This window comes from Bacillus sp. B1-WWTP-T-0.5-Post-4 (assembly GCF_009183795.1).
Classification (GTDB): Bacteria; Bacillota; Bacilli; order Bacillales; family Bacillaceae_G; genus Bacillus_A; species Bacillus_A cereus.
In genome coordinates this window covers 671,000-695,343 of sequence record NZ_WEIJ01000002.1, presented here as the reverse complement: position 1 = coordinate 695,343, position 24,344 = coordinate 671,000, and the positions used below count along the sequence as shown (strand labels likewise).

The following is a 24,344-nucleotide window of genomic DNA, read 5'->3' as shown; positions in this document are numbered from 1 at the left end:
CCTAAAAAATACTATTAAATCCATTTGCTGTAAATAACTTATATTATATAATCCAATGAAATGATAGATAAGGAGTGTAGTATATGAATAAAAAAACTATCTTCTATTTATTAACTTGTCTACTACTTGTAGCTAGTACTACTTATATAAATGGAAAGAATGAAAAATGAAAATCCACCAAGAATTAGGACAACACGTGCCGGTAAAATGCAATTTAAGGCAAGTGATGGAGTTTGGTATGATCTTAATAAATCAGATATGGCTCATCTAACCGATGCTGTCTCGTGGTGGAATAGTATTGGTAGGCATTATGGAGCAAAGTCTAAGGAAGTTAGAAAATGGATGCTAGATTCTGTTAATTATGAAATGGATCATTTTAGTTTAAATAGATCAGCAGGCGCTAAATTAGGTGAGAGATATTTGCCACCGACTAAAAAATAATTGGAGGTAAAGGGAATTGGAACTAGAACTAGATGACAAAATATACAATCAAATTGTACAACTATGTGAAGAGGGAGATATTCTATTTGAAGTAGAACAATTTGATCAAGCACTGGAGAAATATTTAGTGGCTTTAGATATGGTGCCAGCACCAAAGACGGATTGGGAAGCGAGTACTTGGTTATATACAGTAATAGGCGACACTTATCTTATTAAAGATGACTATGAAATGGCAAAAAGTAATTTTTATAATGCTTTAAACTGTCCAGACGGTATTTCGAATCCATTGATTTTATTGAGACTTGGAGAGAGCTTGTTCGAATGTGGAGAACTTGAAAAAGCTAAGGAATATTTATTAAAAGCATACATGCTAGAAGGTTATAAGATATTTTTTGAAGAAGATGATAAATATTTTGACTTGATTAAAGACATTATTTAAGGAGGAGCAATATGGCTATATTACAATCACCTTTAAAAGAGAAATTCGAAAGTCTAGTTAATCAGAGTAATGATGAATTTGATAAAGGTAATCATAATGAGTCTATTACATTATTAGAAGAGGCTTGGAGTGTATTGCCTACTCCGAAAGGTATTTATAATGAAAGTTATGATTTAGTGAATGATATTATTGATACTTGTTTTATTGTAAAGGATTTTAAGACAGCAAAAAAATGGTCAGATAAAATGTTTTTAACCGGATTTATGCGTATTGATACAGGTGAAAAAGAATTTATTTCAGGAAAAGTTGCGTATGAATTGGGTGATTTAGAAATAGCAAAAGAGTTTTTCTGCTTTGCTAACAAAAAATCGGAAGGAAGATGTTTTGAAGATGAGGATGTTAAGTATCTTAAATTCTTCAAAAGTTAAGAGTGTAGGCTAGGTGGTAGATAGCTAAGCATTTTATGTATGACGAAGATGAAGAATAAATAATAGCAGAATAATTGAAATATAGGCGTAAACCTCGGTTCACGTCTTTTTTGCGTTTTTTCAGTTTCTCCGCTACAAAGTCGACTTAGGATCGGATTTAATAGTGTGAGAGACGGGAGTAGTAGCTGGCCATCTTTCTACCGGCGCTTCTTCCAAGATATACGAATGAGAGGTTTTGAAGCTTTTTTGAAATTAACGTTACGAAGCAATTCAGGAGTCGGATTTATACATAGGAAAAAGAGTTTAATAAAAATCGGAGGTAGTTACTATTGAAAAATTAATTTCGCCATAACGAAGATGGCACAACGTCGATTTTTATGACTTATTTGGTTTATAATTATGGTCTTCAAATTGTATTTTCTCGTTCTCCATAAATACTACGTAGTTGCGGATTACATCACTCGTAATGGTATCTATATTTCTACTAAGACTTTTGTAATCGAGGAAATACGTAAAGTATCGAAAGTTTTCTTTAGACTGATGCAAAGTACGTGTAGCTCGTCCTTCAGCTAACTTGGCATGATAGAATTTCTCGAACAAGTCGTCGATCGTTTGTGTAGCAAATGTTCGTAACTCTTTCTTTACACGTTTCCCTTTACGTTTTGAAACAGTTCCTTCATTAATAGCTGTCATAAAAAAAACGCCTTCTATTTCGTTTTTGAAAACGAGACGAGAGACCTATAACGACCCGTTGTAGCTGACCGCCACCCTGGTTAAGTCAACGGAAAATAAAAAAACCGTATCAAACGTTAATCTGACACGGTTTACGATCATTTTATGACCCCGGAGAGGCTCGAACTCACGACCTCCACCCTGTCAAGGTGGCGCTCTCCCTGCTGAGCTACGGGATCCCAACTATAAATGTTACCATCAGCAATGTATTTTCATTTCATTCGTGTAATCGGAGGATTTGTACAATTTGTTGAGTATTGTAACATTTGATGTATTCCTATAATAGCAACGAACTTTAATGGTGTAAAGATGTAATTTTCCGAATGTTTATATTCTAATTTTTGTATAAAAAATAAGCCCCGAAGAGCTTATTTTAATAATAATATCAACGCAATTATCAATGATATTTTCAAAAATACAATCATAAATAATGGAGCTTGTTCATAAGCTATCGTCCTGTAACTGTCATTCCTGCTGTGTAAATTGTATCAATAGAACCGTCAGCGCCTTTTATTTCGACTTTATAACGATATGTTCCATCCTCATAAATATCATCGCCATATCCTGTGAAAGTTGCAATTTCATCATTGCTTCCAGCTGGGACCCATTGATTTTGCCAACGGAAGTTGGTTTCAAATTCTCCCCATCTATCGCCATATTTCTTTTCAAGGCTGACATTGTAATGAATTTCTTCAGCTCGGTCATTTGTAATTCTTGCAATTACGCTGTTACCAAAAGTAACTTGTGTAGAGTGTACCTGAACTGTAACACCGTTCACCGTTTCACCAGGACCACAAATGTAATGACAACCATCCCATTCGTCAGCATGTGCTTTTGGTGTTTCAATGTTCATAGCTGTTAAACCGCCTAAAGCTAAAGCTCCTGTTAATAATACTTTACTAAATGTTTTCACTTGAAATTCCCCCTAAGTATATTCTCAATTCGTTCGATAGATATCACATTAATCTAATGGAACGTTTTTTCCTTAAGTGTATTCGCTATGAATCTTTCATCTTGTAGTAATCTAATCTCTACATAAAATTTCATAGTTTTGATTCCATATATGTATCATGATTTACATAGAATAAATCTGTTAATACGTTTTGGGTATTTGCTTATCCCACTACTCTTTATTACCTTTTATTGGTAAAACGTTGATTTTATTATATACCATTATTATCTATTTACAAGAGAAAACAATACTGTATGCAAAAATGCATAATAAAAACACTACTTGTATTCTGAATTACAGAATACAAGTAGTGTTGGGTTTCAATTAATATTTAATTGGAACCCAATGCTAATTTTTTATGTTTAACAGTATACATATATCACTGATTTTTTAGTCATAATTGATAAAATTTGTTCAGGGGACGCTCTTCCTGTTGAGCTATGGGATCTTTAAAAGGGAAAGTATAAGCGATTATGAGAGTAATGTATGAAGGGATAATGATGAGAAGCGAATTTAGTAGAAAGTAGTCTTTGGATGTAGAGGTTATATTATTTCCGATACCAATCCAAAGGACCTTCATCACTCAAATCAACAAGAAAAGGGAACAAGAAGTGTAAAGGTAAGCTTATAAGTTCTGGCATAGCGTTCACTGTTTTCTTTGATAGATATTGCCTCCCAAAACAATACGGACAATCTTTTTCAAATGCCAAGAGTATCGACCATACGTCTTTTACTTTCCATTTCGTTTTACAATACGTACAACGCGCCATTGAGTTCCTCCTCAGTTTAAGGTGTTTTCTAATATATTCTACTTTATTGTACGAAAGTCATTTGAATTTGATGTGGTAAAATGCAAAACAAGCCTAACCTCTTTCTACATTCAGGAAGGGGTTAAGCTTGTTTTAATTCCGTTCAAAGTCTCTTTGTATCAGGCTGTTTATACATTGCCTAGATAGCTTCGCGTTAAATTCGGGAGAATAATTTTTCCATCTTTACTGTATTTTTCGAATAGCTCTGATAGGAGAAAAATAAAATTTTTATACTGTTCGTCATTTTCTTTCGGAGCATAAGATGCTGATAAATTCCTTCCCAAAAACCCTTCATAATCAAAAAGTAAATCATTTTGATATTCTTTAAAATCATACTTTCCATCTTTAAAAAAGTTCTTAAATACTTCTGGAGTTTCATCTATTCCACCGCTAAAGCCTTTAAAGTTTGGACAGGTTTTCTGGCAAATTTCTGCATTCTCTTTAATAAGTGGACTAGTTAAATCTCTACTATTCCAAACAAGTGCAACATTTTCTTTTTGTTTTAAAATTCGTTGGCATTCGATTTTGAAAGCCTCTTTATTAAACCAATGAAATGCTTGGGCAACAGTTACTAAATCTACACTATTTTCTTTTAAAGTGGTATGTTCAGCAGTTGCTTTTATGGATTGAAAACGAGAATATAGTTTTAACGATTGCTCAGCGATCTTCCTCATATCATCATTTGGTTCAACTCCAATAACATGTAAACCACTTTCAAGCAGCTGGTGGCTAAATATCCCCGTACCTGAACCAATATCAGCCACAATCCGATTCCCTTTCAGTTGGTTAGCTGAAAGCAAGTAATCAATATATTCATTAGGATAACTAGGGCGATATTTTGCATATATATCGGCCCTGTCAGTAAAATTTTCTGTTGTTTTCACAGTACTACCTTCTTTCTTACGATATGATGTACAGAAATAGAAATTAAATATGAATTCCGGCATCAGTCTCTAAGTCTACAACTTAAGAGTCCAGCTAAATAGAAAGCCTCAGTTTCTTTATTCAAATATCCTTTATCCGTTTAGTATACTATTTTAGATAATATCTTCCAAAAGACTATAATGGCTTACTCAATTATGTTTTAAAGTGTATATTTTTATGGATTTATTTAATAATTTATGAGCAATTGTATGTCGTATTACGTTTACGTAGGTAAGAGATTTTCATTTTTGCTATTTAAATTGGCCAATATATCCTTTTTACAATTTACTGAAAATCATGTATAACAGAGATACATGATTATTTTATCTCGCTATTTGCGGGCAGTAAGATCCCTTACCTCGAAATTCAGCAAAAGCAAAGAAGTTAGGTTGGGTCGGGATGGCCGTAAAAGTCCGATTCGTGAGGGTTGATTAAAGTTTCACTTTATAAATATTCAGAAGTAGAGGGAGAAAAGTTGTAATGGTAAGAAAAACGTTCAAGATGCGCGTGTCTAAAAATAGAACGATTTCGATTAATGGTTCGATTCTTGATGTAGATGTTACACATGATGAATTTTTACAAGAGTTTGTTGAGTGGGTCGATTCTAAAGGTTGGTCGTTTATGGGGATAACGGATGAGATTACGCCCGAGGAAGCTAGTCAAAAGTTAATAGATTCGTTGATTGATGAGAAGGATAAGAAAGAGTAATTCCTTCTTATTTTTATTGTATATTTATGTTCTTTATCGTAAAAATATGATATAGTAAAAAATAGTGAAAATTCTTCCAGTTTAATACAAATTACATATGATTGGTAGATTTATTATTTTGTTAGAGGAGTAAATGGAAAAGGGAGAGTCATATGGTAAATTTTAAGAAAATTTTGGTTTTTATTACAGTTATTTGTTTGTTTTTGTTGACACCTATGACATTGCGTGCTGAGACGAATATTGGAGTAAATCCAGAACAAGTTGCACCACCACCTGCAGAAGGACCGAATGTTTTTAGTCAGTTTGCAACGACAATTGATGCAAAAACAGGAGATGTTTTGTATGACAAAAACGCATATCACCGTGCATATCCTGCTAGTACGACGAAGGTGTTAACAGCGATTTTACTCATGGAGCATACAAAGCCAGAGGATCAATTTACATTTTCACAATTAGCATTAGATCAAGAGAAGAGTAATTATCAAATTGAGTTTCAACCTGGAGAGACAATTAATAGAAATACTGCGCTTATGATTTTAATGGTGCTGAGTGCGAATGATGTGTCGTATGCGATTGCGGAGCGGATTGGCGGGAGTGTTGAGAATTTCGCTAATATGATGAATGAGAAAGCGAAGCAATTAGGGGCGAAAGATAGCCACTTTGTAACACCGAATGGATTACATGATCCGAACCATTATACGACGCCGTATGATATGGCTATGATTACGAAGGGTGTGCAAAAGTATCCTGAAATTTTACAAGCGATGAATACGAAAAGAACGACAGTTACGACGTCTAGGCAGACGGTGTCTATTTTTAATAAATCTAATTTTTTTGAAAATCCATATAGCATTGGCGGTAAAACAGGGTTTACGAATGAAGCGCGTAATACACTTGTTTTATTAAATGAGAAAGATGGAAATCGTATTATAAGCGTAGTAATGGCTTCTCAAAGACCTGAAATTTATGAAGATTTGAAGCAGATGGCGGACTATTCTTTCGGTCAATTTACGAAGCAAATGGTGCTTGATAAACATAATTGGCATCAAAAAACAACATATTTAAATAAAGATGTTAATTCTGAGTTGGAACAAAGTGCAGAGCTTATGCTTAAGAAAGATGAAGGGAAAAATGTGAAAACTATTTTCCGGGCGGCTTCATTAGATAAAGAATCTTTATATCATAAAGGAATACATCGTGGTGAGGTAGTTGGTGCAGTTGATATTACGAAAAATAATCAAACAATTGCGACGGTAAATGTTCTTTCAACAGAAGATGTCACTTTTGCGATGCCTAGAAAAGATACAACTATGCCTGAAGTAAAAGACTCAAATATGAAAGTAATAAGTGTTGGGATAGGTGCGATTGTATTATTTGGAGCAATTTTATATGTAGTGTTGCGCCGAAATACAAAAGGAATGAAATCAGAAGGTAAATAAATTACTAATAAAAAGACTGTGTAAAATTTTGGCACAGTCTTTTTTATATATCTTAAATAACTAATAATTGTAAATTTTCTTATTGCAATAACTTAAAGTTCGTTATATCATTTACTTGTGTTCTTGTTAAAGAACGCAATGGATATTGCATACTTCAAATAATATAAAACAACGGAGAGGGAGAGAGACGATGAAATTAATATGGAAGATAATTAGCAACGCGATCTCATTTGTTTTATTTGCATTGATGGTTTTTTTAGCTTTTGTAGTTATTTCTTCAAAAGCAAGCGGTGGTGATCCGACAGTGATGGGATATCAATTTAAGAGCGTTCTTTCAGGATCAATGGAGCCGACGTTTTTAACAGGATCAATCATTGCAATAGAACCAAACAAAGATGGTTCTAAATATCAAAAAGGTGATGTTATTACCTTTAAAGAGAAAGATCAAAAAATTATCACTCACCGTATTATCGGTGTGAAAGATACAAATGGAAAAGTAATGTATGAAACAAAAGGGGATAACAACAACGGACCAGATTTAGAGCCAGTACTTGCAGAAAATGTAGTTGGAAAGTATGCAGATATTACAGTTCCATATGTTGGTTATTTACTGAATTATGCGAATTCGAAAGCAGGAGCAGCATTACTTCTTATTATTCCAGGAGTCTTTTTGCTTGGTTATTCCGCTATTTCTATTTTTGGTGCTATTCGTAGCATTGACGGAGAAAAGAAAGATAAAAAAGTAGAACAATCCGTCTAGTTCGTTTGGTTATACTTTCCGTTTAGGAAGTTAACAAATATATATTAAGGGGATATGGACATGACTTTAAAGAAAAAATTAGGAATGGGTATTACATCAGCAGTATTAGGAGCAGCTTTAGTTGGTGGAGGAACATTTGCATTTTTCAGTGATAAAGAAGTGTCAAACAATACATTTGCGGCTGGAACACTGGATTTAGCATTAAATCCATCAACAGTTGTTAACGTATCGAATTTAAAGCCTGGGGATACAATTGAAAAAGAATTTAAACTAGAAAATAAAGGCTCTTTAGATATTAAAAAGGTTCTACTGAAAACAGATTATAATGTAGAAGATGTAAAGAAAGATAATAAAGATGATTTTGGTAAACATATTAAAGTAACATTCTTAAAAAATGTAGATAAGCATGAGACAATTGTGAAACAAACTACTTTAGATAAATTAAAAGGTGACACACTTACAGCTGTAGATAATGATTTATCGGCTTGGTTCTGGGATGAAAAAGGTATTTCAGCAGGTAAATCTGATAAATTCAAAGTGAAATTTGAGTTCGTTGATAATGGAAAAGATCAAAATCAATTCCAAGGCGATAAGTTACAATTAAATTGGACGTTTGATGCACAACAAACAGCAGGTGAAGAAAGATAATAATAAAAAGGGCTATCACATGGATAGCCCTTTTTCTATTTTTCTAGTATTTGTCTATCAATTTTAATAGTTCTTTACTATAATATAGATAATGTTCTGTATAAAGAACGTAATGTTCGATGGGAGAGATTAAGATGCTGAAAAGACCGCGTAATTTTAAAAAGATGCTTATATTGCCGTGTATGTGTTCTATTACGTTTTATTTAGGATCTCAAATTATGACGCATACAGAAGCGGCGTTCATTCATGAAACGAAAGTAGAAGCGACGCTTTCTACAGCAATTATATTTCCGAAAACAGTTAATACGTTAAAAGAGCAATCTGAGAAACATAAACAGTTTATTGAGCGTGAGTATGGAACGATGAAGGGGAAATCGAAAGCAACTTCTATTGAAGAAATAAAACAGGCGATTTCTGTATGGCAACAAGGGCGTGAGAAAATTGTTGCTGAGAAGGAAGCTCTGCAAAATGTATATACTGAAATAGAAGCTCCTTACAATCAAATACAAGAAGAATTAAAGGTAAATAAAGATGAGTCGATGCAGCAAGTGTCCATATATGTAAATGAAGGCTTTCGCAGTATCAAAGAGAAGCGTGACTATATTGAGAAAGAAATTAGCTTGAAAGCTATTGATGAGCAAATTCAGGCTCTTCAGCAACAATTAAACGTTGCAATTGAAGCGGAAGGACAAAAGAAAGTAGAAGAACAAAAGAAAGCCGAAGAACAAAAGAAAGTAGAAGAACAAAAGAAAGCCGAAGAACAGAAGAAAGTAGAAGAACAGAAGAAAGTAGAAGAACAGAAGAAAGTAGAAGAACAGAAGAAAGTAGAAGAACAGAAGAAAGTAGAAGAACAGAAAAAAGTAGAAGAACAGAAAAAAGTAGAAGAACAGAAAAAAGTAGAAGAGCAAAAGAAAGCGGAAGAACAGAAAAAGCTAGAAGAGCAGAAGAAAGCGGAGGAACTGCTTTAGTGAAACAGCTAGAAAACAAGAATGTGGTGTAAGAGAGAGTGAACGAATAAGCAAGACTAGTAATATTTATACGAGTGTGAGGGAACGTTAGCCCTCACCTCTTTGTTTTTCTTTTTTCTTATAGTATTAAATGATTTGAGTGTGAAAAAAGTTATAAATTATCATCATTTTTTTCTGAAAAGTCTAAATAATATTGAGAAATAAAAATAACTGAAAATATTAATAAATATGTGTTGTGTTTATATAGGGTTGTTCGTTATAATGAACATAAGGTTTTTAAAAAAGAACACATATTAGCTAAGCTAATATAGTTTTCTTTACATCTCTTATTGAAAAATAAGTGATAAAAATATAAAAAAAAGCTAGGGGGAATTGATTGTGAGTCTGAAAAAGAAATTAGGTATGGGAGTTGCATCAGCAGCATTGGGGTTAGCTTTAATTGGTGGAGGAACATTTGCATTCTTTAGCGATAAAGAAGTATCAAACAATACATTTGCAGCTGGGACGTTAGACCTTACATTAAACCCTAAGACGCTTGTAGATATTAAAGATTTAAAACCAGGGGATTCTGTTAAGAAAGAGTTCTTATTACAAAACAGCGGTTCGTTAACTATTAAAGATGTTAAATTAGCAACAAAGTATACTGTTAAAGATGCAAAAGGTGATAATGCTGGTGAAGACTTTGGTAAGCACGTTAAAGTAAAATTCCTTTGGAACTGGGATAAACAAAGTGAGCCTGTATACGAAACAACTTTAGCAGACTTACAAAAAGTTGATCCAGATCTTTTAGCTAAAGACATCTTTGCTCCTGAGTGGGGAGAAAAGGGTGGATTAGCAGCTGGTACAGAGGATTATCTATGGGTACAATTTGAATTTGTAGATAATGGAAAAGATCAAAATATCTTCCAAGGTGATACATTGAATTTAGAATGGACATTCAATGCTAACCAAGAAGCTGGGGAAGAAAAATAATAAAAAAGCGGGTATCCCCCGCTTTTTTTATAAAGAAAAAGAAGTGCTACTTGTAAGCACTTCTTTCTATTTATTATTTTGCTTCCACTTTGTAAATTCAAGAAATTCACGAAATTGTTCTTTGGAGACACCAGAGTTCATTGCATCTTTAACGAGTTGTGTCCATTCGGAGTCTAGGTTAGTTTCCTTTGTTGTTTCATCATGAAGTAAAGTATCAACTGGAATTTGTAGAACTGCTGCGATCTTTTCAAGAAACTGAATGGAAGGGTTTTTTTGTAAATTTCGTTCTATAGAACTAATGTAAGATTTAGCAACGCCAGCTTTTTCGGCAAGTTCAGTTAATGAAATCCCTTTTTGTAAACGAAGGCGTTTTATACGTTCTCCAATCATATTTGCGCACCTTTCTATCAATATGTAGTTGTCTTATGATGTCATTATTATAACATAAACTTCGTTAAAAAGAACAAACCTATTGAGCCTGACTGGATGGCTTCATACGTTGGAAAAATTGCTCGATGTCTTGCATGGCGATACCGGCATCTAGAGCTTCAAGTATTAAATCAATCCATTCTTGATCCAGTGCGTCTGTCTTATCTTTGTACAAATGTAATTCCTCCCTAATTATCGGTCATAATTGCTGCTACAGAATACATGATAATGCAATTGGATTTTGTGTTTTATATAGTGAATTATCAAATATTGTGTAGATGAAACAAAGATAAAATCCCCATTAAACTCCCTCTATGGAAATTATAAATTGTTCGATAAAAACTTTCAATATTTTCAGAAAACATTGTTGAATTGTGATATATTCGTATGCTAACTATGAAATTTTTACAAATATATTAAAAATATTACATAATATGACTAAATATTGAAAAAATATTGAATTTTTAATAAAATTCAATTTGTAATACATATTATTTATTAGGGGAGGAAATAAGGGATGAACAAGAAACCGTTCAAAGTTTTGTCATCAATCGCTTTAACAGCTGTATTAGGCCTTTCATTCGGGGCTGGCACTCAATCTGCATATGCTGAAACGCCTGCGAATAAAACGGCTACGAGCCCAGTTGATGATCACTTAATTCCGGAAGAACGTTTAGCAGATGCGCTAAAAAAACGTGGGGTAATTGATTCGTCAGCTTCAGAGAAAGAAACAAAGAAAGCTGTCGAAAAGTATGTAGAGAACAAAAAGGGTGAAAATCCTGGGAAAGAAGTATCAAATGGGGATCAACTTACGAAAGAAGCATCTGATTTTTTAAAGAAAGTGAAAGATGCGAAAGCAGACACGAAAGAAAAATTAGATAACCCTGCAACAGGAACACCTGCAGCGACAGGCCCAGTTAAAGGCGGTCTAAATGGTAAAGTACCAACTTCTCCAGCGAAACAAAAAGACTATAACGGTGAAGTTCGTAAAGATAAAGTACTCGTTTTACTTGTAGAGTACGCTGACTTTAAACATAATAATATCGACAAAGAGCCTGGATATATGTATTCTAACGATTTTAATAAAGAACATTATGAAAAAATGTTATTCGGCAACGAGCCGTTTACATTAGATGATGGAAGTAAAATTGAAACGTTTAAACAATATTACGAAGAGCAATCTGGTGGTAGTTACACAGTGGACGGAACAGTTACAAAATGGTTAACAGTTCCTGGTAAAGCTGCTGATTACGGTGCAGATGCTGCTAGCGGCGGTCATGATAATAAAGGACCAAAAGGCCCACGTGATTTAGTAAAAGATGCATTAAAAGCAGCTGTAGATAGCGGTCTTGATCTATCAGAGTTTGATCAATTTGATCAATATGATGTAAATGGTGATGGAAATAAAAATCAACCGGATGGTTTAATTGATCACTTAATGATTATTCATGCAGGTGTTGGACAAGAAGCAGGTGGGGGTAAATTAGGTGATGATGCAATTTGGTCACATCGCTGGACAGTTGGACCAAAACCATTCGCAATTGAAGGTACACAAGCGAAAGTTCCATATTGGGGTGGAAAGATGGCAGCGTTCGACTACACAATTGAACCAGAAGATGGAGCAGTTGGTGTATTCGCGCATGAATATGGTCATGATTTAGGTTTACCAGATGAGTATGATACACAATATAGCGGTGCTGGTGAGCCAATTCAAGCTTGGTCTATCATGAGTGGCGGAAGCTGGGCTGGTAAAATTGCAGGTACAACACCAACGAGCTTATCACCACAAAATAAAGAGTTTTTCCAAAAAACAATCGGTGGTAACTGGGCAAATATCGTAGAAGTAGATTACGAGAAATTAAATAAAGGTATCGGCCTAGCAACATATTTAGACCAAAGTGTTACGAAATCTAACCGTCCAGGTATGATTCGTGTTAACTTACCAGACAAAGATATAAAAACAATTGAACCGGCATTCGGAAAACAGTATTACTACAGCACAAAAGGTGATGATCTTCATACGAAGATGGAAACACCACTGTTCGATTTAACAAATGCAACGACTGCAAAATTTGACTTCAAATCATTATATGAAATTGAAGCAGAGTATGATTTCCTTGAAGTACACGCTGTAACGGAAGATGGTCAACAAACGTTAATTGAAAGACTTGGTGAGAAAGCAAATAGTGGAAATGCAGATTCGACAAATGGAAAATGGATTGACAAATCATATGATTTAAGCCAGTTCAAAGGTAAGAAAGTAAAATTAACATTTGATTACATTACTGATGGTGGTTTAGCATTAAATGGTTTCTTACTTGATAATGCTTCATTAACAGTAGATGATAAAGTAGTATTCTCTGATGACGCAGAAGGTACGCCACAATTCAAATTAGATGGTTTTGCTGTTTCTAACGGAACAGAGAAGAAAAGCCATAACTACTATGTTGAGTGGAGAAACTATGCTGGTTCAGATAACGCGTTAAAATTTGCACGTGGTCCAGTATATAACGCTGGTATGGTCGTATGGTATGCAGATTCAGCTTATACAGATAACTGGGTTGGTGTACATCCAGGACACGGTTTCCTAGGTGTAGTTGATTCTCATCCAGAAGCAATTGTAGGAACTTTAAATGGTAAACCGACAGTGGAAAGTAGTACACGATTCCAAATCGCAGATGCGGCGTTCTCATTTGATAAAACGCCAGCTTGGAAAGTCGTATCTCCAACGCGTGGAACGTATACGTATGATGGTTTAGCAGGTGTACCGAAGTTTGATGATTCTAAAACGTATATTAATCAACAGATTCCAGATGCAGGACGTATTTTACCGAAGCTTGGTCTGAAGTTTGAAGTAGTAGGACAAGCTGATGATAATTCTGCAGGTGCTGTTCGTTTATATCGTTAATACTGTAAAACTACCGAGAGATTTTCTTTCGGTAGTTTTTTTGTGAGCAATGAATTTTATATAGCTGAAAAAGTCATATATAATGTAACCTTAAGAATAGAAATTTGTTATATATGAAGTCTATATAAATAATGAAAGAATTGGATAAAAATAGTGGGAGAAGGTGAGTGAATGAGTATTTCCTCTATTGTAAGTAGGCAAAAGGAATATTTTTTAAAAGGGCATACGAGAAGCATCGAAATGCGAAAGAATAATTTGAAGAAGCTTTATGAAGGCATTCAGCATTTTGAAGAAGAAATATTTCAGGCATTGAAATTAGATTTAAATAAGTCAGTTCACGAGTCGTTTACAACGGAAGTTGGATATGTATTAAAAGAAATTTCCTTTCAATTGAAACATATTTCATCGTGGAGTAAACCGAAACGAGTTCGAACAGCACTTACTCATTTGGGATCAAAAGGAAAAGTAGTGCCAGAACCGTATGGTGTGACGCTTATTATTGCACCGTGGAACTATCCTTTTCAATTAGCAATTGCACCACTTGTAGGAGCACTGGCAGCTGGAAATACAATCGTTTTAAAGCCGTCAGAGTTAACACCAAGCGTTTCAAAAGTGCTTAAGAGAATGTTAGATGAATTATTCCCAGAAGAGCTTGTAGCGGTAGTAGAAGGTGGCGTTGAAGAGAGTACATCTTTGCTGAGGGAACCGTTTGATTATATTTTCTTTACTGGTAGTGTTGGCGTTGGAAAAGTTGTAATGGAAGCAGCAGCGAAGCAGTTGACGCCGCTCACTTTAGAACTTGGCGGGAAAAGTCCTTGTATTGTACATAAAGATGCAAAGATAGAGATGACAGCAAGAAGAATTGTTTGGGGTAAGTTTTTAAATGCGGGGCAGACGTGTGTAGCGCCTGATTATATGTATGTGCATTCTTCCGTGAAAGAAAAGCTAATTGAGGCACTGCGACATGAAATTATAGAGCAGTATAGTAAAGAACCTTTGCAAAATGAAAATTATGTGCGTATTGTAAGTGAGCGCCATTTCGAACGATTATGTGGATTTTTACAAGATGGTCAAGTCGTAATTGGTGGAAACTATAAGAAAGATACATTACATATTGAACCGACAGTACTAGCGGATATTACATGGAAAGATACTGTTATGGAAGATGAAATTTTTGGTCCGATTTTACCAATCATAGAGTACGACAACATAGAAGATGTAATTGGCACAATCCAGCAACATCCGAAGCCGTTAGCGTTATATGTATTTTCTGAAGATAAAGAAGTACAAAAGAAAGTGACGAGTAATATTTCATATGGTGGAGGCTGTATTAATGATGTTGTCTATCATCTTGCCACGCCATATTTACCTTTTGGGGGTGTTGGAAGTAGTGGATTAGGGGGTTATCATGGGAAAGAAAGTTTTCGGACTTTTTCACATTATAAAAGCATTTTAGCCCAATCTACAGCATTCGACATGAAAATTCGTTACTCTTCTACAAAAAGTGCTTTAAAATTCATACGAAAGTTGTTAAAATGATGATGGTGTTTATCAGTAGGCGTAGCCGTATGATAATAGCCCCTTCGCAATGGAAGGGGTTTTTCTGTTCGACGTTATGTATCATGCGAAAATGAATCAAACATACTACATAAAGAATAGAAACGAACGCTTGTTAAATAACCATTTTTGTTTGGATCGAAACAAAAAATAGTCTATAGAACATAAATATTTATTCATGAATATAAAAATTTAAAATTTAAGGTAGATAGGACGGGAAAATGAAAAAGATTATTAAAGTTGAAGCAGTTGAAAAACATTTTGGAAATCAAGTGATTATCCCACCTCTTTCTTTAGATATTAAAGAGGGAGAGTTTTTAACAATTTTAGGGCCGAGTGGCTGCGGGAAAACGACTTTACTTCGTATGATCGCAGGATTTGAAACTCCAACTAAAGGGAATCTTTTATTAGATGATGAAAGAATTAACGATTTGCCGCCATATAAGCGTCATATGAACCTAGTGTTCCAACATTACGCACTATTCCCACATATGACAGTAGAGAAGAATATTTGTTTTGGTATGAAAATGCAGAAAGTATCAGCAGCAGAGCAGAAAGAGCGTGCTGAAGAGGCAATGCGTTTAACGCAGTTACTTGAGTTCCGTAATCGTAAACCTGCGAAGCTTTCTGGTGGACAACAGCAGCGTGTTGCAATTGCAAGAGCGATTGTAAATAATCCGCGTGTATTACTATTAGATGAGCCACTTGGAGCGCTTGACTTTAAGTTACGAAAAGACTTGCAACGTGAATTGAAAAACTTACAACGTAATTTAGGAATTACGTTCATATACGTAACGCACGATCAAGAAGAAGCAATGAGCATGAGCGATCGTATTGTCGTTATGAATAAAGGACATATCGAACAAATCGGAACGCCGAAAGAAATTTATAATAAGCCGAAAACATTGTTCGTTGCGACATTCATCGGTGAAAATAATATTGTGAAGAACGGGGAAGGCTATGTAGCAATTCGCCCTGAAAATGTAAAAGTACGTTCGGTTGAAGAACCAATTTTAAAAGAATACCATCTTGGACATATTGAAGATATTGAGTTTGTCGGAAATATGGAGAAGCTTTATGTACGTGATGAGAAAACATCAGAATTACTAATGGCATATCAAACTGCTGAAGAGGCAGCGCAGTGGAGCATTGGAGATAATGTATATGTAGGCTGGGAGCAAGAGGACGAGGTGACCTTAAATTGAAAAAAGGGAAATTACTCGCACTACCTACAGTCGCGTGGCTGTTAATTTTCTTCCTAATCCCGCTCGTATTCGTATTAGGATTCGCCTTCATGCAGCGCGGAGCTTACGGGACAGTAGAAATGCAATTTACGCTGGAGAATATATCCCGTGTATTTGATCCATTGTACTTAGGAACGTTATGGGAAACTGTTAAGATCGCAGTTATTACAACAGTAATATGTTTATTAATTGGTTATCCGTTTGCGTATACAATTACAATTGTTGACCGCAAATACCGCTCTATTCTTTTATTATTGGCAACGATCCCGTTTTGGATTAACTTTCTTGTTCGTTCATACGCATGGATTGTTATTTTACGTTCACAAGGTCTTGTGAATACGTTGTTATTAAAGCTTGGCATTATTAGTGAACCGTTAAATTTATTATATAATACTCCTTCTGTAATACTCGGAATGGTCTATTCTTTATTACCATTTATGATTTTACCAGTGTATGCAGCAATTGAGCAGCTGGATAAGCGTAAGCTAGAAGCGGCTTATGATTTAGGAGCAACACCAATAAAGGCATTTTGGAATATAACAGTGCCGATGACGATGTCAGGAATTGCGACTGGTTCTATTTTAGTATTCGTTTCTTCTATCGGAATGTTTGTTGTATCAGACGTGATGGGCGGATCGAAAGTAGCATTAATCGGAAACGTTATTCAAAATCAATTCTTAGGTGCACGTGACTGGCCGTTTGGATCTGCGTTATCGATTATCGTTGTTCTATTCTCTGTTCTGTTAATTTACTTATATTATCGTGCAACGAAAGTATATAAATATAATGAGAACGGAGGGGAATAGGCAAAGATGAAGAAGTTTTTAGTTTCTTATTCTTGGTTAATTTTGTTATTCTTGTATTTTCCAATGATGGTTTTAATGGTCTATTCTTTCAACGACTCTCGCATTAATGCGGAGTGGGAAGGTTTTACATTCCATTGGTATACAGATTTATTTCAAAAACAAGATGTTATTGATGCATTTGTAAATAGTATTACGATTGCAGTTATAACAACGATTGTGACAACGGTACTTGGTGTATTCTTTGCAATTGCTTTACATCGTTATAAATATCGTTTCGAAGGGGCTATTAATGGCCTTGTATATTTACCAATTTTAATTCCTGATATTTTAATGGGATTATCTTTACTAATTCTTTTCAGTCAGTTAGGAATGGAACTTGGACAAACAACGATTATTATTGCACATATTACATTTAGTATTTCGTTTGTTGTTGTTATTTTAGCTGCGCGTCTTTCAAGTATGGGACGTGACTTAGAAGAAGCTGCAAATGATCTAGGAGCAACACCTTGGCAAACGTTTCGTTATGTAACGTTCCCAGCAATTGCACCGGGAGTTATTTCGGCAGCATTATTAACATTCACATTATCAATTGATGATTTTGTAATTAGTTTCTTCGTATCAGGACCAGGATCAACAACATTGCCACTATACATTTACAGTATGGTTAAGCGCGGAGTATCACCAGAAATTAATGCTCTTTCTACAATTTTAATTGTTGCTATCGTAGGATTAATGGTTCTATCTGAAATCTTCCGGAACAAAGGTGCAGATGGTGAAGAAAACTCTGGAGGACACCTTCCTTTATAATACGAACGATATAGAAAGTACAAGGGGGTAATAAACCGATGAAATTAATGAAAAGAATAGCTGGCGCAGCAATTAGCTTTAGCCTTGTTGCTGGTGTGCTTGCTGGTTGTGGTGAAAAGAAAGAAGAATTAAATATTTATAGTTGGGCTGACAATTTTGATGAGCAAGTGCTAAAAGATTTTGAAAAGAAGTATAATGTGAAAATTAACTATGACAAGTACGCAAGTAATGAAGAAATGCTTGCGAAATTACAAGCTGGTGGCGCAAAGTATGACTTAATTCAGCCGTCGGATTACATGGTTAAAACAATGGCGAAAATGGACTTATTAGCGCCGTTAGATAAAAAGAATATCCCGAATATCGAAAATATGGTTTCTAATTTTAAAACACCTGCGTTTGATCCAGAGAATAAATATTCTTTAGTGTACACTTGGGGTGTAACAGGGATTGCATACAATAAAAAGTATGTGAAAGAAGCACCTACAAGCTGGGCGGACTTATGGAATGAGAAATATAAAGGACATGTAACGTTACTGAACGATTCTCGTGAAGTATTAGGAGTGGGTCTTAAGAAGCACGGGTTCTCAAACAGTACGAAAGACGATGCACAATTAAAGACAGCAGCAGATGATTTAAAGAAGCTGCTTCCAAACTTATTAGCATTTGATACAGATAACATTAAACAAAAATTCATTACAGAAGATGCTTGGATCGGAACAGTTTGGTCTGGAGATGCAGCATTTATCGCAAAAGATAATAAAGATGTAGAATATGTTGTACCAAAAGAAGGCGGCACAATTTGGGCTGATACGTTAGCAATTCCAAAAGGTGCAAAACATAAAGAGCTTGCTGAGAAATTTATGAACTACTTACTAGATGAAAAAGTAAGTGTGAAAAACTACGAGTCAATTGGTTACAGTAATCCAAATGAAAAAGCTCATCCTCTTCATAGTAAAGAATACCGTGATAATCACATGATTTTCTTAACGAAAGAAGAGTTAGATCGTACAGAATGGCTTGTTGATGTAGACGATAAGTTAAAAGACTATGATCGTTACTGGACAGAGCTAAAAACAAAAGGTAAATAAGCAAGGAAATGCGGTTTCTAAAGTAGAAATCGCATTTTTTCATAGTAGGAGGAAATCGTTTGAAGAAGAAGTTACATCAGTATGAGGTAATGTGTATCGGTTTGTTATTTGCTGTATTTGGTATTGTTGCTTGGCGCGTACATGCAGGTGGCGTTACAGTGATGGATACATATGTCCGTGGATTAGTAAGAGGGCTACAAACGGAAAGTTCGCTTACATTTTTCTCGTACTTTACAAAATTGGGATCAGCAATTGGGATAGTCGCTACGCTCGTTATAAGTTTGCTTGTTTTTTGGAAGAAGCGTTATTATGCTGCGATGATTGTATATCCAATGGGAATTTTAATAACACATCTTGTGAATAAAGGGATAAAAGAGATTGTAAAGAGAGAACGTCCGTCATTAAATGAAGCGCTAGATGCACTTGGGTATAGTTTTCCTAGTGGACATGCAATGTTATCGATTATGACATTTGGATTTCTTACTTATATCATTGCTGCTAATTTGAAAAGCGTAGCTGGGAAATGTGTCACAACGATTTTGATGGGTATAGTAATTCTATCGATTGGATTAAGTAGAGTCATTTTAAATGTACATTACCCAACTGATATTTTAGCTGGTTACTGCGTAGGTGGTATTTTGTTAATTATCGCGATTTACTACCATCGTTTACTTACTGAGAGATTAGGGCTTAATAAAGAGAGATAGAAAAACGTCTGGAAAAACTATTATTATAGTTTTTCCAGACGTTTTTTGTTTATATCAAGATGTGATACAGTATAAGTGACAATTGAATTATGTAAAGTAGGTGAAAATGTGTGAAGACAAATGTACATAAAGTTGATAAGTGGGGGAAGTTAGGAGCCTTTTTGTATCAGTTTCGTTATACAGTAATTGTAGCGTTACTGTTGCTCGCAATCGCACTTGGGATTTTTGCTCCAAAGCTACCGGGAGTATTAGGTGGTGACGGTTTCCAAACGGAAGGCGACTATCAAAAAACGAAAGAAATTTTAGATAAAGATTTTAAGAAGTCTCAAGATACGCTGCTGCTCGTTTTTGAGAAAAATAAAGATGCTTCGCATGAGGAATTTAAAAAGCGAATAAATGAAATTGTAAAGAATGTTCAAGAGAAAGAGAACTATGAATCTTTCCATCACCCAATCCAAAATAAAGAAATGCTACAAGATGACATCGGCTATGCGACAATTTTATTTTCCGGGAAAACAAATAAGGAACGAATGGAAAAGACATTACAATTTGCTGATGAGATTGAGAAAGAAAGTAATATAGCATTAAAAGTAACACCTACAGGGTTTCCGAAAATTAATAAAGAGATTAATGAAAGAACGCAAAATGATTTAAAAGTAGCAGAGATGATTGGATTACCAATTGCGTTTCTTGTATTACTATTTTCGTTTGGTAGTCTTTTGGCATCAATTTTACCGATTTTGAATGGGGCGCTTAGTGTTATTAGTACGATGGGTATATTGTATTTCATCGGTGTTGATAAAGAACTATCTATTTTCGTGTTAAACGTTGCACCGATGATTGGACTTGCATTATCTATTGATTTTGCGCTATTATTTGTGAACCGTTTTCGAGAGGAAGTTGCTAAACGAACGGTAAAAGAAGCGATAGCAATTACATATCAAACGGCAGGACGTGCGATTGTATTTTCAGGATTATGCGTATTTGTTGGGTTATCCGGTTTGTTTTTCTTTAAGATAGATTATATTCAATCTGTCGCGATTAGCGGAATGATTGTTGTCATTATGAGTATTTTATTCTCACTCACACTTCTTCCAGCACTATTATCGTTAATCGGTAAAAGAATATTAAAAAAGAATCAAGTAGCACATACGCCGGCAAAAGCATGGCGTAAATTTGCACAATTTGTGATGAAACATCCAATTGCAATGATTATTGTTGTTACAACATTTATTGTTATTTGCTTATTACCGTTACGTACAGCTAATTTGCAGTTCCCTGGTGTTGAAGCTTTACCTGAAAAGAGTGATACAAGGATTGCATATGAAAAGTATGAAGAAGCATTTAATGAAACTGTCAAAACACACGCTGATGTTACATTAGTTGTAGAGACGAAAAAAGATATGAAAGAAAAAGAAAGTCTACAAAAGATAGAAGAAGTCGTTCAAAAGTTAAAAGATGATAAGAAAGTACATGAAGTAAGAAGTTTATACGACGGGTTAACTGGAATGAAAGCAGATCAAGTTGTTGGAATGTTGCAGTCGCCAGAATCAGCGAAACTAACTCCTGTATTTGAAGCATACACGCAAGGGAATAAGACGACGATAGAAATCTTTTTGAAAACAAAACCACGTACAGAGACTGCAAAACAGTGGGTACGTGACTTTAAAAAGAACTATAAAGAAACGGATGTTACGTATTATCTAGGCGGAATGACGACGTTTCAACAAGAATTAGAAGATGAAATTAAAGATAAAGTTGTAATTGGTATGTCTGTTATATTTGGATCGACCTTTGTTATATTATTATTTGCATTCCGATCTATACTCATTCCAATTAAGGCAATTGTTATGAATATACTTAGTTTAAGTGCAACCATTGGAATTGTTGTTTGGTTATTTGAAGGTGGTCATTTCGGTTTAGAAGCAAGTCCGGTTCTGTTTGTCTTACCAATCTTCATTTTTGGCCTCGTATTTGGGCTTAGTATGGATTATGAAGTATTTCTTATTTCACGTATTCATGAGCTCTATGAAGAAACAGGAGATAACGATCAAGCAACGTTAGAAGGGCTCGTTTCAACAAGTAGAATTATTACATCAGCTGCTTTAATAATGATTGTTGTAACTGGTGCATTCGCATTTACTGATATTTTACCAGTAAAGCAGATGGGTCTTGGCGTTGCATTAGCAATATTTCTTGATGCAACAATTATTCGTCTTATGCTCGTACCAAGCTTAATGAAGTTATTTGGAGACTGGAACTGGTGGTTACCATTTCGAAAAAAAAGAGAAAAAGCATCATAAAAAATGCTCATCAATATGATGAGCATTTTTTATGAATAGCAAAGCCTACATTTTGCAAATAGTATGTGATAAGAACATTACATAATAAGTAGGTGAAGGCAATGTTTCGTTATTTTAAGTTTAAGTTAAATGATACAGTACAGTTTGCCGAGAACGATGGGCATATGTATCGCATTGTCGGTTATCGGTTAGAAAAAGGGTTTTATCCAAAAGATGAATGGACTCATATCATTTATGAACTACTTAGAGAATTTGACGGGTATACGATGGATGCAGAAGAGGAAGAACTTGTAAAGGTCGTTCAAGTAGAGGATGAGTATTACAAAATACAAGAAGTATCAGGTTATCGCTATCCAGTAAAAATGAAACAAAAACAACAAGTGATGAAAATAGAAAAGATGGACGATTTATTAGATGCTTACAATGATTATAAAAGGTTGGCGGATTTCTTTAAAGATTTATCGTATGAACAAAAAGCTGAAGAAGTATTGTTAGAAATGAAAAGACTTAGAGCTTGAGGGGCAGTCTATTATAAGACTGTCCTCTATTTTTGACGGTGCATCAAAGTGTGTTTTCCGTTACAATGAGAGAATCAATAGAAATAAGGTGATAAACAGTATGGAAACAAAGAAAAAGGGTGAATGGTGTGAAATTACCGTTCCAGCTAAATGGAATGGTATAAGTATTGAATCGGTATTAAAAGTAGAATGGGAAATACCGAAAAAGCTATTACATCAGCTTCGTATGGAAAAAGGTGTTACGGTTAACGGGGAACAAAGAAGATGGAATGAGCTTTTAAAAGAGAACGATAAGTTACAAGTCCATATGTTTGCTGAGGAAGAGTACGGTGTAGATCCAGAATATGGTGAATTACATGTAGTATACGAAGATGATCACGTACTGATCGTAAATAAACCAGAGCAAATGGACACGCACCCTGCTGAAAAAGGTGGAACCGGGACGCTTGCAAATCTTGTTGCTTTTCATTTTCAAATGCAAGGTTTAGAGACGAAGGTGCGTCATATTCATCGTTTAGATAAAGATACGACAGGTGGTGTCGTGTTTGCTAAGCATAGAATTGCTGGTTCAATTATGGATCGCTTATTAATGGAAAGAAAAATTAAAAGAACGTACGCAGCGCTCGTTGAAGGGAAAGTAAAGAAGAAAAAAGGAAAGATTGATGCTGCTATCGGAAGGGATCGCCATCATGCTACAAGGCGTCGTATTTCTCCAAAAGGTGACCAAGCTATCACATATTATAAAGTAGAAAAGTATTTTAAGAAGCAAAACACGACTTTCGTAACGTTACAATTAGAAACGGGTAGAACACATCAAATTCGTGTTCATATGAGTCATAATGGTAATCCATTAGTTGGGGATGTATTATATGGTGGACAAACAAAATATATGTCCAGTCAGGCATTGCATGCGATGAAGATAAATTTCTTGCATCCAATTACGAAAGAAGCGATTGAAGTTGATGTGCCGTTTCCTACAAAGTTAAATAATAAAATAAAAGAATTTCAAAAAGAAAATGCGTAAAGTATAAGTTTTAACTTGAAAAAAGTAGATTTTTGCAGGGATTTCTCTAAAAGAAGCGAAGCCGTTAAGAGAAAAGAGAGGTGAGAATCACTTGATTAAATATAAGTATGTACTGGGAATATTTTTCGCTTGTCTTTTACTTACTCTATTTCTCTATCCCTATTTACCAAATCGTATGGCAGTACATTGGAATGTAAATGGTCAGCCAAACGAGTTTATGAGTAAACAAGTCGTTGTAGCATTTATTCCCTGTTTTATTATTTTTTCATATGGATTTTTGTATATTATTTCACATAATATATTTAAGTTTAATGAAAGAGAGCATGGTATTATAGGCGGATTTATAAAGAAAATTACGTTATTTATGTTGTTTATTCATACGCTTATCCTCTTTATTAATTTTGGGGATTTGATATCCTTTCAAACAGGATTAACGATTGGGATTAGTATGTTTCTTTTTATGCTGAGTAAAGAATTTAAGAAAATAAAAGGCAAAGAAAAAGAAAAAGATCCAATTAAATTACAAAAAATTTGTTTAGTGAGTAGACGGATTTTTCAAGTGATGGCATGCGGCATATTGTTTTCATTGTTTTTGAACTTAGAGTGGGGATTTTATGTATTGCTTAGTGTAATAAGCTGTGGATCTATGTTGTTTATGTTATATATTTTCTATTCATACATAATAGAAAGCTATGAAACTTAAAAAAGAGTCTTCTCATTATGAGAAGACTCT

The 24,344-nt window shown here is 34.7% G+C and carries 26 protein-coding genes and 1 tRNA gene; 20 read left to right on the top strand and 7 right to left on the bottom strand.

The window, feature by feature from the left end:
• Window positions 1–159: 159 nt before the first annotated feature.
• From GBN91_RS09240 to GBN91_RS09230, 3 genes are read left to right on the top strand one after another with little or no spacing between them, the layout of a single operon-like run.
• Window positions 160–441 (top strand): GH-E family nuclease, encoded by a 282-nt coding sequence (locus GBN91_RS09240; RefSeq protein ID WP_152121397.1) that lies wholly within the window; start codon window positions 160–162, stop codon window positions 439–441.
• Window positions 442–457: 16 nt separating this feature from the next.
• Window positions 458–880 (top strand): tetratricopeptide repeat protein, encoded by a 423-nt coding sequence (locus tag GBN91_RS09235; RefSeq protein WP_017672819.1) that lies wholly within the window; start codon window positions 458–460, stop codon window positions 878–880.
• Between the two features lie 11 nt (window positions 881–891).
• Window positions 892–1,308, top strand: coding sequence for a hypothetical protein (locus tag GBN91_RS09230; RefSeq protein WP_152121396.1), 417 nt, complete (start codon window positions 892–894; stop codon window positions 1,306–1,308).
• Between the two features lie 375 nt (window positions 1,309–1,683).
• Here the strand turns inward: GBN91_RS09230 and GBN91_RS09225 are convergent, their stop codons facing one another.
• From GBN91_RS09225 to GBN91_RS09205, 5 genes are all read right to left on the bottom strand, one after another.
• A complete protein-coding gene (locus tag GBN91_RS09225) occupies window positions 1,684–2,001 on the bottom strand; it encodes a hypothetical protein (protein WP_226800145.1) in 318 nt (105 codons plus the stop codon).
• A gap of 145 nt (window positions 2,002–2,146) precedes the next feature.
• Window positions 2,147–2,219: transfer RNA gene (locus tag GBN91_RS09220), tRNA-Val, on the bottom strand.
• A 269-nt stretch (window positions 2,220–2,488) separates the two neighbouring features.
• Window positions 2,489–2,953 (bottom strand): hypothetical protein, encoded by a 465-nt coding sequence (locus tag GBN91_RS09215; RefSeq protein ID WP_048534153.1) that lies wholly within the window; start codon window positions 2,951–2,953, stop codon window positions 2,489–2,491.
• Window positions 2,954–3,540: 587 nt separating this feature from the next.
• Complete coding sequence (locus tag GBN91_RS09210; RefSeq protein WP_000090211.1) at window positions 3,541–3,762, bottom strand: hypothetical protein; 222 nt, start codon at window positions 3,760–3,762, stop codon at window positions 3,541–3,543.
• 167 nt (window positions 3,763–3,929) lie between these two features.
• Window positions 3,930–4,685: a class I SAM-dependent methyltransferase gene (locus GBN91_RS09205; RefSeq protein ID WP_152121395.1), complete on the bottom strand. Its 756-nt coding sequence runs from the start codon at window positions 4,683–4,685 to the stop codon at window positions 3,930–3,932.
• A 520-nt stretch (window positions 4,686–5,205) separates the two neighbouring features.
• Here GBN91_RS09205 and GBN91_RS09200 point away from each other — a divergent pair.
• The 6 genes from GBN91_RS09200 (at window position 5,206) to calY (ending at window position 10,220) form a co-directional block, all read left to right on the top strand.
• A complete protein-coding gene (locus GBN91_RS09200; RefSeq protein ID WP_000251856.1) occupies window positions 5,206–5,433 on the top strand; it encodes a hypothetical protein in 228 nt (75 codons plus the stop codon).
• 152 nt (window positions 5,434–5,585) lie between these two features.
• Window positions 5,586–6,872, top strand: coding sequence for a D-alanyl-D-alanine carboxypeptidase family protein (locus tag GBN91_RS09195; RefSeq protein ID WP_000247021.1), 1,287 nt, complete (start codon window positions 5,586–5,588; stop codon window positions 6,870–6,872).
• 190 nt (window positions 6,873–7,062) lie between these two features.
• Window positions 7,063–7,632 carry a signal peptidase I SipW gene (gene sipW, locus GBN91_RS09190; protein ID WP_000767792.1) on the top strand — a complete coding sequence of 190 codons (570 nt, stop codon included), beginning with the start codon at window positions 7,063–7,065 and terminating at the stop codon, window positions 7,630–7,632.
• Between the two features lie 60 nt (window positions 7,633–7,692).
• Window positions 7,693–8,280 carry a CalY family protein gene (locus GBN91_RS09185; protein ID WP_000172852.1) on the top strand — a complete coding sequence of 196 codons (588 nt, stop codon included), beginning with the start codon at window positions 7,693–7,695 and terminating at the stop codon, window positions 8,278–8,280.
• A 134-nt stretch (window positions 8,281–8,414) separates the two neighbouring features.
• A complete protein-coding gene (locus tag GBN91_RS09180) occupies window positions 8,415–9,248 on the top strand; it encodes a DUF4047 domain-containing protein (RefSeq protein WP_152121394.1) in 834 nt (277 codons plus the stop codon).
• Between the two features lie 378 nt (window positions 9,249–9,626).
• Window positions 9,627–10,220 carry a biofilm matrix protein CalY gene (calY, locus tag GBN91_RS09175; protein WP_000053714.1) on the top strand — a complete coding sequence of 198 codons (594 nt, stop codon included), beginning with the start codon at window positions 9,627–9,629 and terminating at the stop codon, window positions 10,218–10,220.
• A 66-nt stretch (window positions 10,221–10,286) separates the two neighbouring features.
• On the opposite strand, the gene GBN91_RS09170 is transcribed toward calY, so the two are convergent.
• Together GBN91_RS09170 and GBN91_RS09165 are read right to left on the bottom strand one after the other, a co-directional pair.
• Entirely contained in the window at window positions 10,287–10,610 is a 324-nt protein-coding gene (locus GBN91_RS09170; protein WP_000578884.1) for a helix-turn-helix domain-containing protein, read from the bottom strand.
• Between the two features lie 79 nt (window positions 10,611–10,689).
• Window positions 10,690–10,824: an anti-repressor SinI family protein gene (locus GBN91_RS09165; RefSeq protein ID WP_000276219.1), complete on the bottom strand. Its 135-nt coding sequence runs from the start codon at window positions 10,822–10,824 to the stop codon at window positions 10,690–10,692.
• 342 nt (window positions 10,825–11,166) lie between these two features.
• On the opposite strand from GBN91_RS09165, the gene inhA1 reads away from it, so the two are divergent.
• The 11 genes from inhA1 to GBN91_RS09110 all read left to right on the top strand — a co-directional run bounded on the left by inhA1 (window position 11,167) and on the right by GBN91_RS09110 (window position 24,314).
• Window positions 11,167–13,557 (top strand): M6 family metalloprotease immune inhibitor InhA1, encoded by a 2,391-nt coding sequence (inhA1, locus tag GBN91_RS09160; protein ID WP_152121393.1) that lies wholly within the window; start codon window positions 11,167–11,169, stop codon window positions 13,555–13,557.
• 171 nt (window positions 13,558–13,728) lie between these two features.
• On the top strand, window positions 13,729–15,096 hold the full coding sequence (locus GBN91_RS09155) for an aldehyde dehydrogenase (protein WP_000028370.1): 1,368 nt from the start codon (window positions 13,729–13,731) through the stop codon (window positions 15,094–15,096).
• Window positions 15,097–15,335: 239 nt separating this feature from the next.
• Window positions 15,336–16,319 carry a spermidine/putrescine ABC transporter ATP-binding protein PotA gene (gene potA, locus GBN91_RS09150; protein WP_000720333.1) on the top strand — a complete coding sequence of 328 codons (984 nt, stop codon included), beginning with the start codon at window positions 15,336–15,338 and terminating at the stop codon, window positions 16,317–16,319.
• Window positions 16,316–17,164, top strand: coding sequence for a spermidine/putrescine ABC transporter permease PotB (gene potB, locus GBN91_RS09145; protein ID WP_000715500.1), 849 nt, complete (start codon window positions 16,316–16,318; stop codon window positions 17,162–17,164). Before potA ends, potB begins: the two co-directional genes overlap by 4 nt.
• A gap of 6 nt (window positions 17,165–17,170) precedes the next feature.
• Window positions 17,171–17,971, top strand: coding sequence for a spermidine/putrescine ABC transporter permease PotC (potC, locus tag GBN91_RS09140; protein WP_000714192.1), 801 nt, complete (start codon window positions 17,171–17,173; stop codon window positions 17,969–17,971).
• Window positions 17,972–18,009: 38 nt separating this feature from the next.
• The gene (gene potD / locus GBN91_RS09135) at window positions 18,010–19,059 is read left to right on the top strand and encodes a spermidine/putrescine ABC transporter substrate-binding protein PotD (RefSeq protein WP_000772485.1); all 1,050 of its coding nucleotides are present in this window, start codon (window positions 18,010–18,012) and stop codon (window positions 19,057–19,059) included.
• Window positions 19,060–19,118: 59 nt separating this feature from the next.
• Window positions 19,119–19,766: a phosphatase PAP2 family protein gene (locus GBN91_RS09130; protein WP_000727792.1), complete on the top strand. Its 648-nt coding sequence runs from the start codon at window positions 19,119–19,121 to the stop codon at window positions 19,764–19,766.
• Window positions 19,767–19,876: 110 nt separating this feature from the next.
• Window positions 19,877–22,069, top strand: coding sequence for an MMPL family transporter (locus GBN91_RS09125; RefSeq protein ID WP_000856409.1), 2,193 nt, complete (start codon window positions 19,877–19,879; stop codon window positions 22,067–22,069).
• A 101-nt stretch (window positions 22,070–22,170) separates the two neighbouring features.
• Window positions 22,171–22,587, top strand: coding sequence for a hypothetical protein (locus GBN91_RS09120; protein WP_000490301.1), 417 nt, complete (start codon window positions 22,171–22,173; stop codon window positions 22,585–22,587).
• Window positions 22,588–22,687: 100 nt separating this feature from the next.
• Entirely contained in the window at window positions 22,688–23,611 is a 924-nt protein-coding gene (locus GBN91_RS09115; RefSeq protein ID WP_000448349.1) for an RluA family pseudouridine synthase, read from the top strand.
• A 91-nt stretch (window positions 23,612–23,702) separates the two neighbouring features.
• Window positions 23,703–24,314, top strand: coding sequence for a DUF1648 domain-containing protein (locus GBN91_RS09110; RefSeq protein WP_006917704.1), 612 nt, complete (start codon window positions 23,703–23,705; stop codon window positions 24,312–24,314).
• Window positions 24,315–24,344: the final 30 nt, after the last annotated feature.

Excerpts from the sequence above, each read along its gene's own strand:
- GBN91_RS09240 (WP_152121397.1), top strand. The coding sequence starts at position 160 with ATGAAAAATGAAAATCCACCAAGAATTAGGACAACACGTGCCGGTAAA.
- GBN91_RS09230 (WP_152121396.1), top strand. The coding sequence starts at position 892 with ATGGCTATATTACAATCACCTTTAAAAGAGAAATTCGAAAGTCTAGTT.
- GBN91_RS09225 (WP_226800145.1), bottom strand. The coding sequence starts at position 2,001 with ATGACAGCTATTAATGAAGGAACTGTTTCAAAACGTAAAGGGAAACGT.
- GBN91_RS09210 (WP_000090211.1), bottom strand. The coding sequence starts at position 3,762 with ATGGCGCGTTGTACGTATTGTAAAACGAAATGGAAAGTAAAAGACGTA.
- GBN91_RS09200 (WP_000251856.1), top strand. The coding sequence starts at position 5,206 with ATGGTAAGAAAAACGTTCAAGATGCGCGTGTCTAAAAATAGAACGATT.
- GBN91_RS09195 (WP_000247021.1), top strand. The coding sequence starts at position 5,586 with ATGGTAAATTTTAAGAAAATTTTGGTTTTTATTACAGTTATTTGTTTG.
- sipW (WP_000767792.1), top strand. The coding sequence starts at position 7,063 with ATGAAATTAATATGGAAGATAATTAGCAACGCGATCTCATTTGTTTTA.
- GBN91_RS09185 (WP_000172852.1), top strand. The coding sequence starts at position 7,693 with ATGACTTTAAAGAAAAAATTAGGAATGGGTATTACATCAGCAGTATTA.
- GBN91_RS09180 (WP_152121394.1), top strand. The coding sequence starts at position 8,415 with ATGCTGAAAAGACCGCGTAATTTTAAAAAGATGCTTATATTGCCGTGT.
- GBN91_RS09170 (WP_000578884.1), bottom strand. The coding sequence starts at position 10,610 with ATGATTGGAGAACGTATAAAACGCCTTCGTTTACAAAAAGGGATTTCA.
- inhA1 (WP_152121393.1), top strand. The coding sequence starts at position 11,167 with ATGAACAAGAAACCGTTCAAAGTTTTGTCATCAATCGCTTTAACAGCT.
- GBN91_RS09155 (WP_000028370.1), top strand. The coding sequence starts at position 13,729 with ATGAGTATTTCCTCTATTGTAAGTAGGCAAAAGGAATATTTTTTAAAA.
- potA (WP_000720333.1), top strand. The coding sequence starts at position 15,336 with ATGAAAAAGATTATTAAAGTTGAAGCAGTTGAAAAACATTTTGGAAAT.
- potC (WP_000714192.1), top strand. The coding sequence starts at position 17,171 with ATGAAGAAGTTTTTAGTTTCTTATTCTTGGTTAATTTTGTTATTCTTG.
- potD (WP_000772485.1), top strand. The coding sequence starts at position 18,010 with ATGAAATTAATGAAAAGAATAGCTGGCGCAGCAATTAGCTTTAGCCTT.
- GBN91_RS09120 (WP_000490301.1), top strand. The coding sequence starts at position 22,171 with ATGTTTCGTTATTTTAAGTTTAAGTTAAATGATACAGTACAGTTTGCC.
- GBN91_RS09115 (WP_000448349.1), top strand. The coding sequence starts at position 22,688 with ATGGAAACAAAGAAAAAGGGTGAATGGTGTGAAATTACCGTTCCAGCT.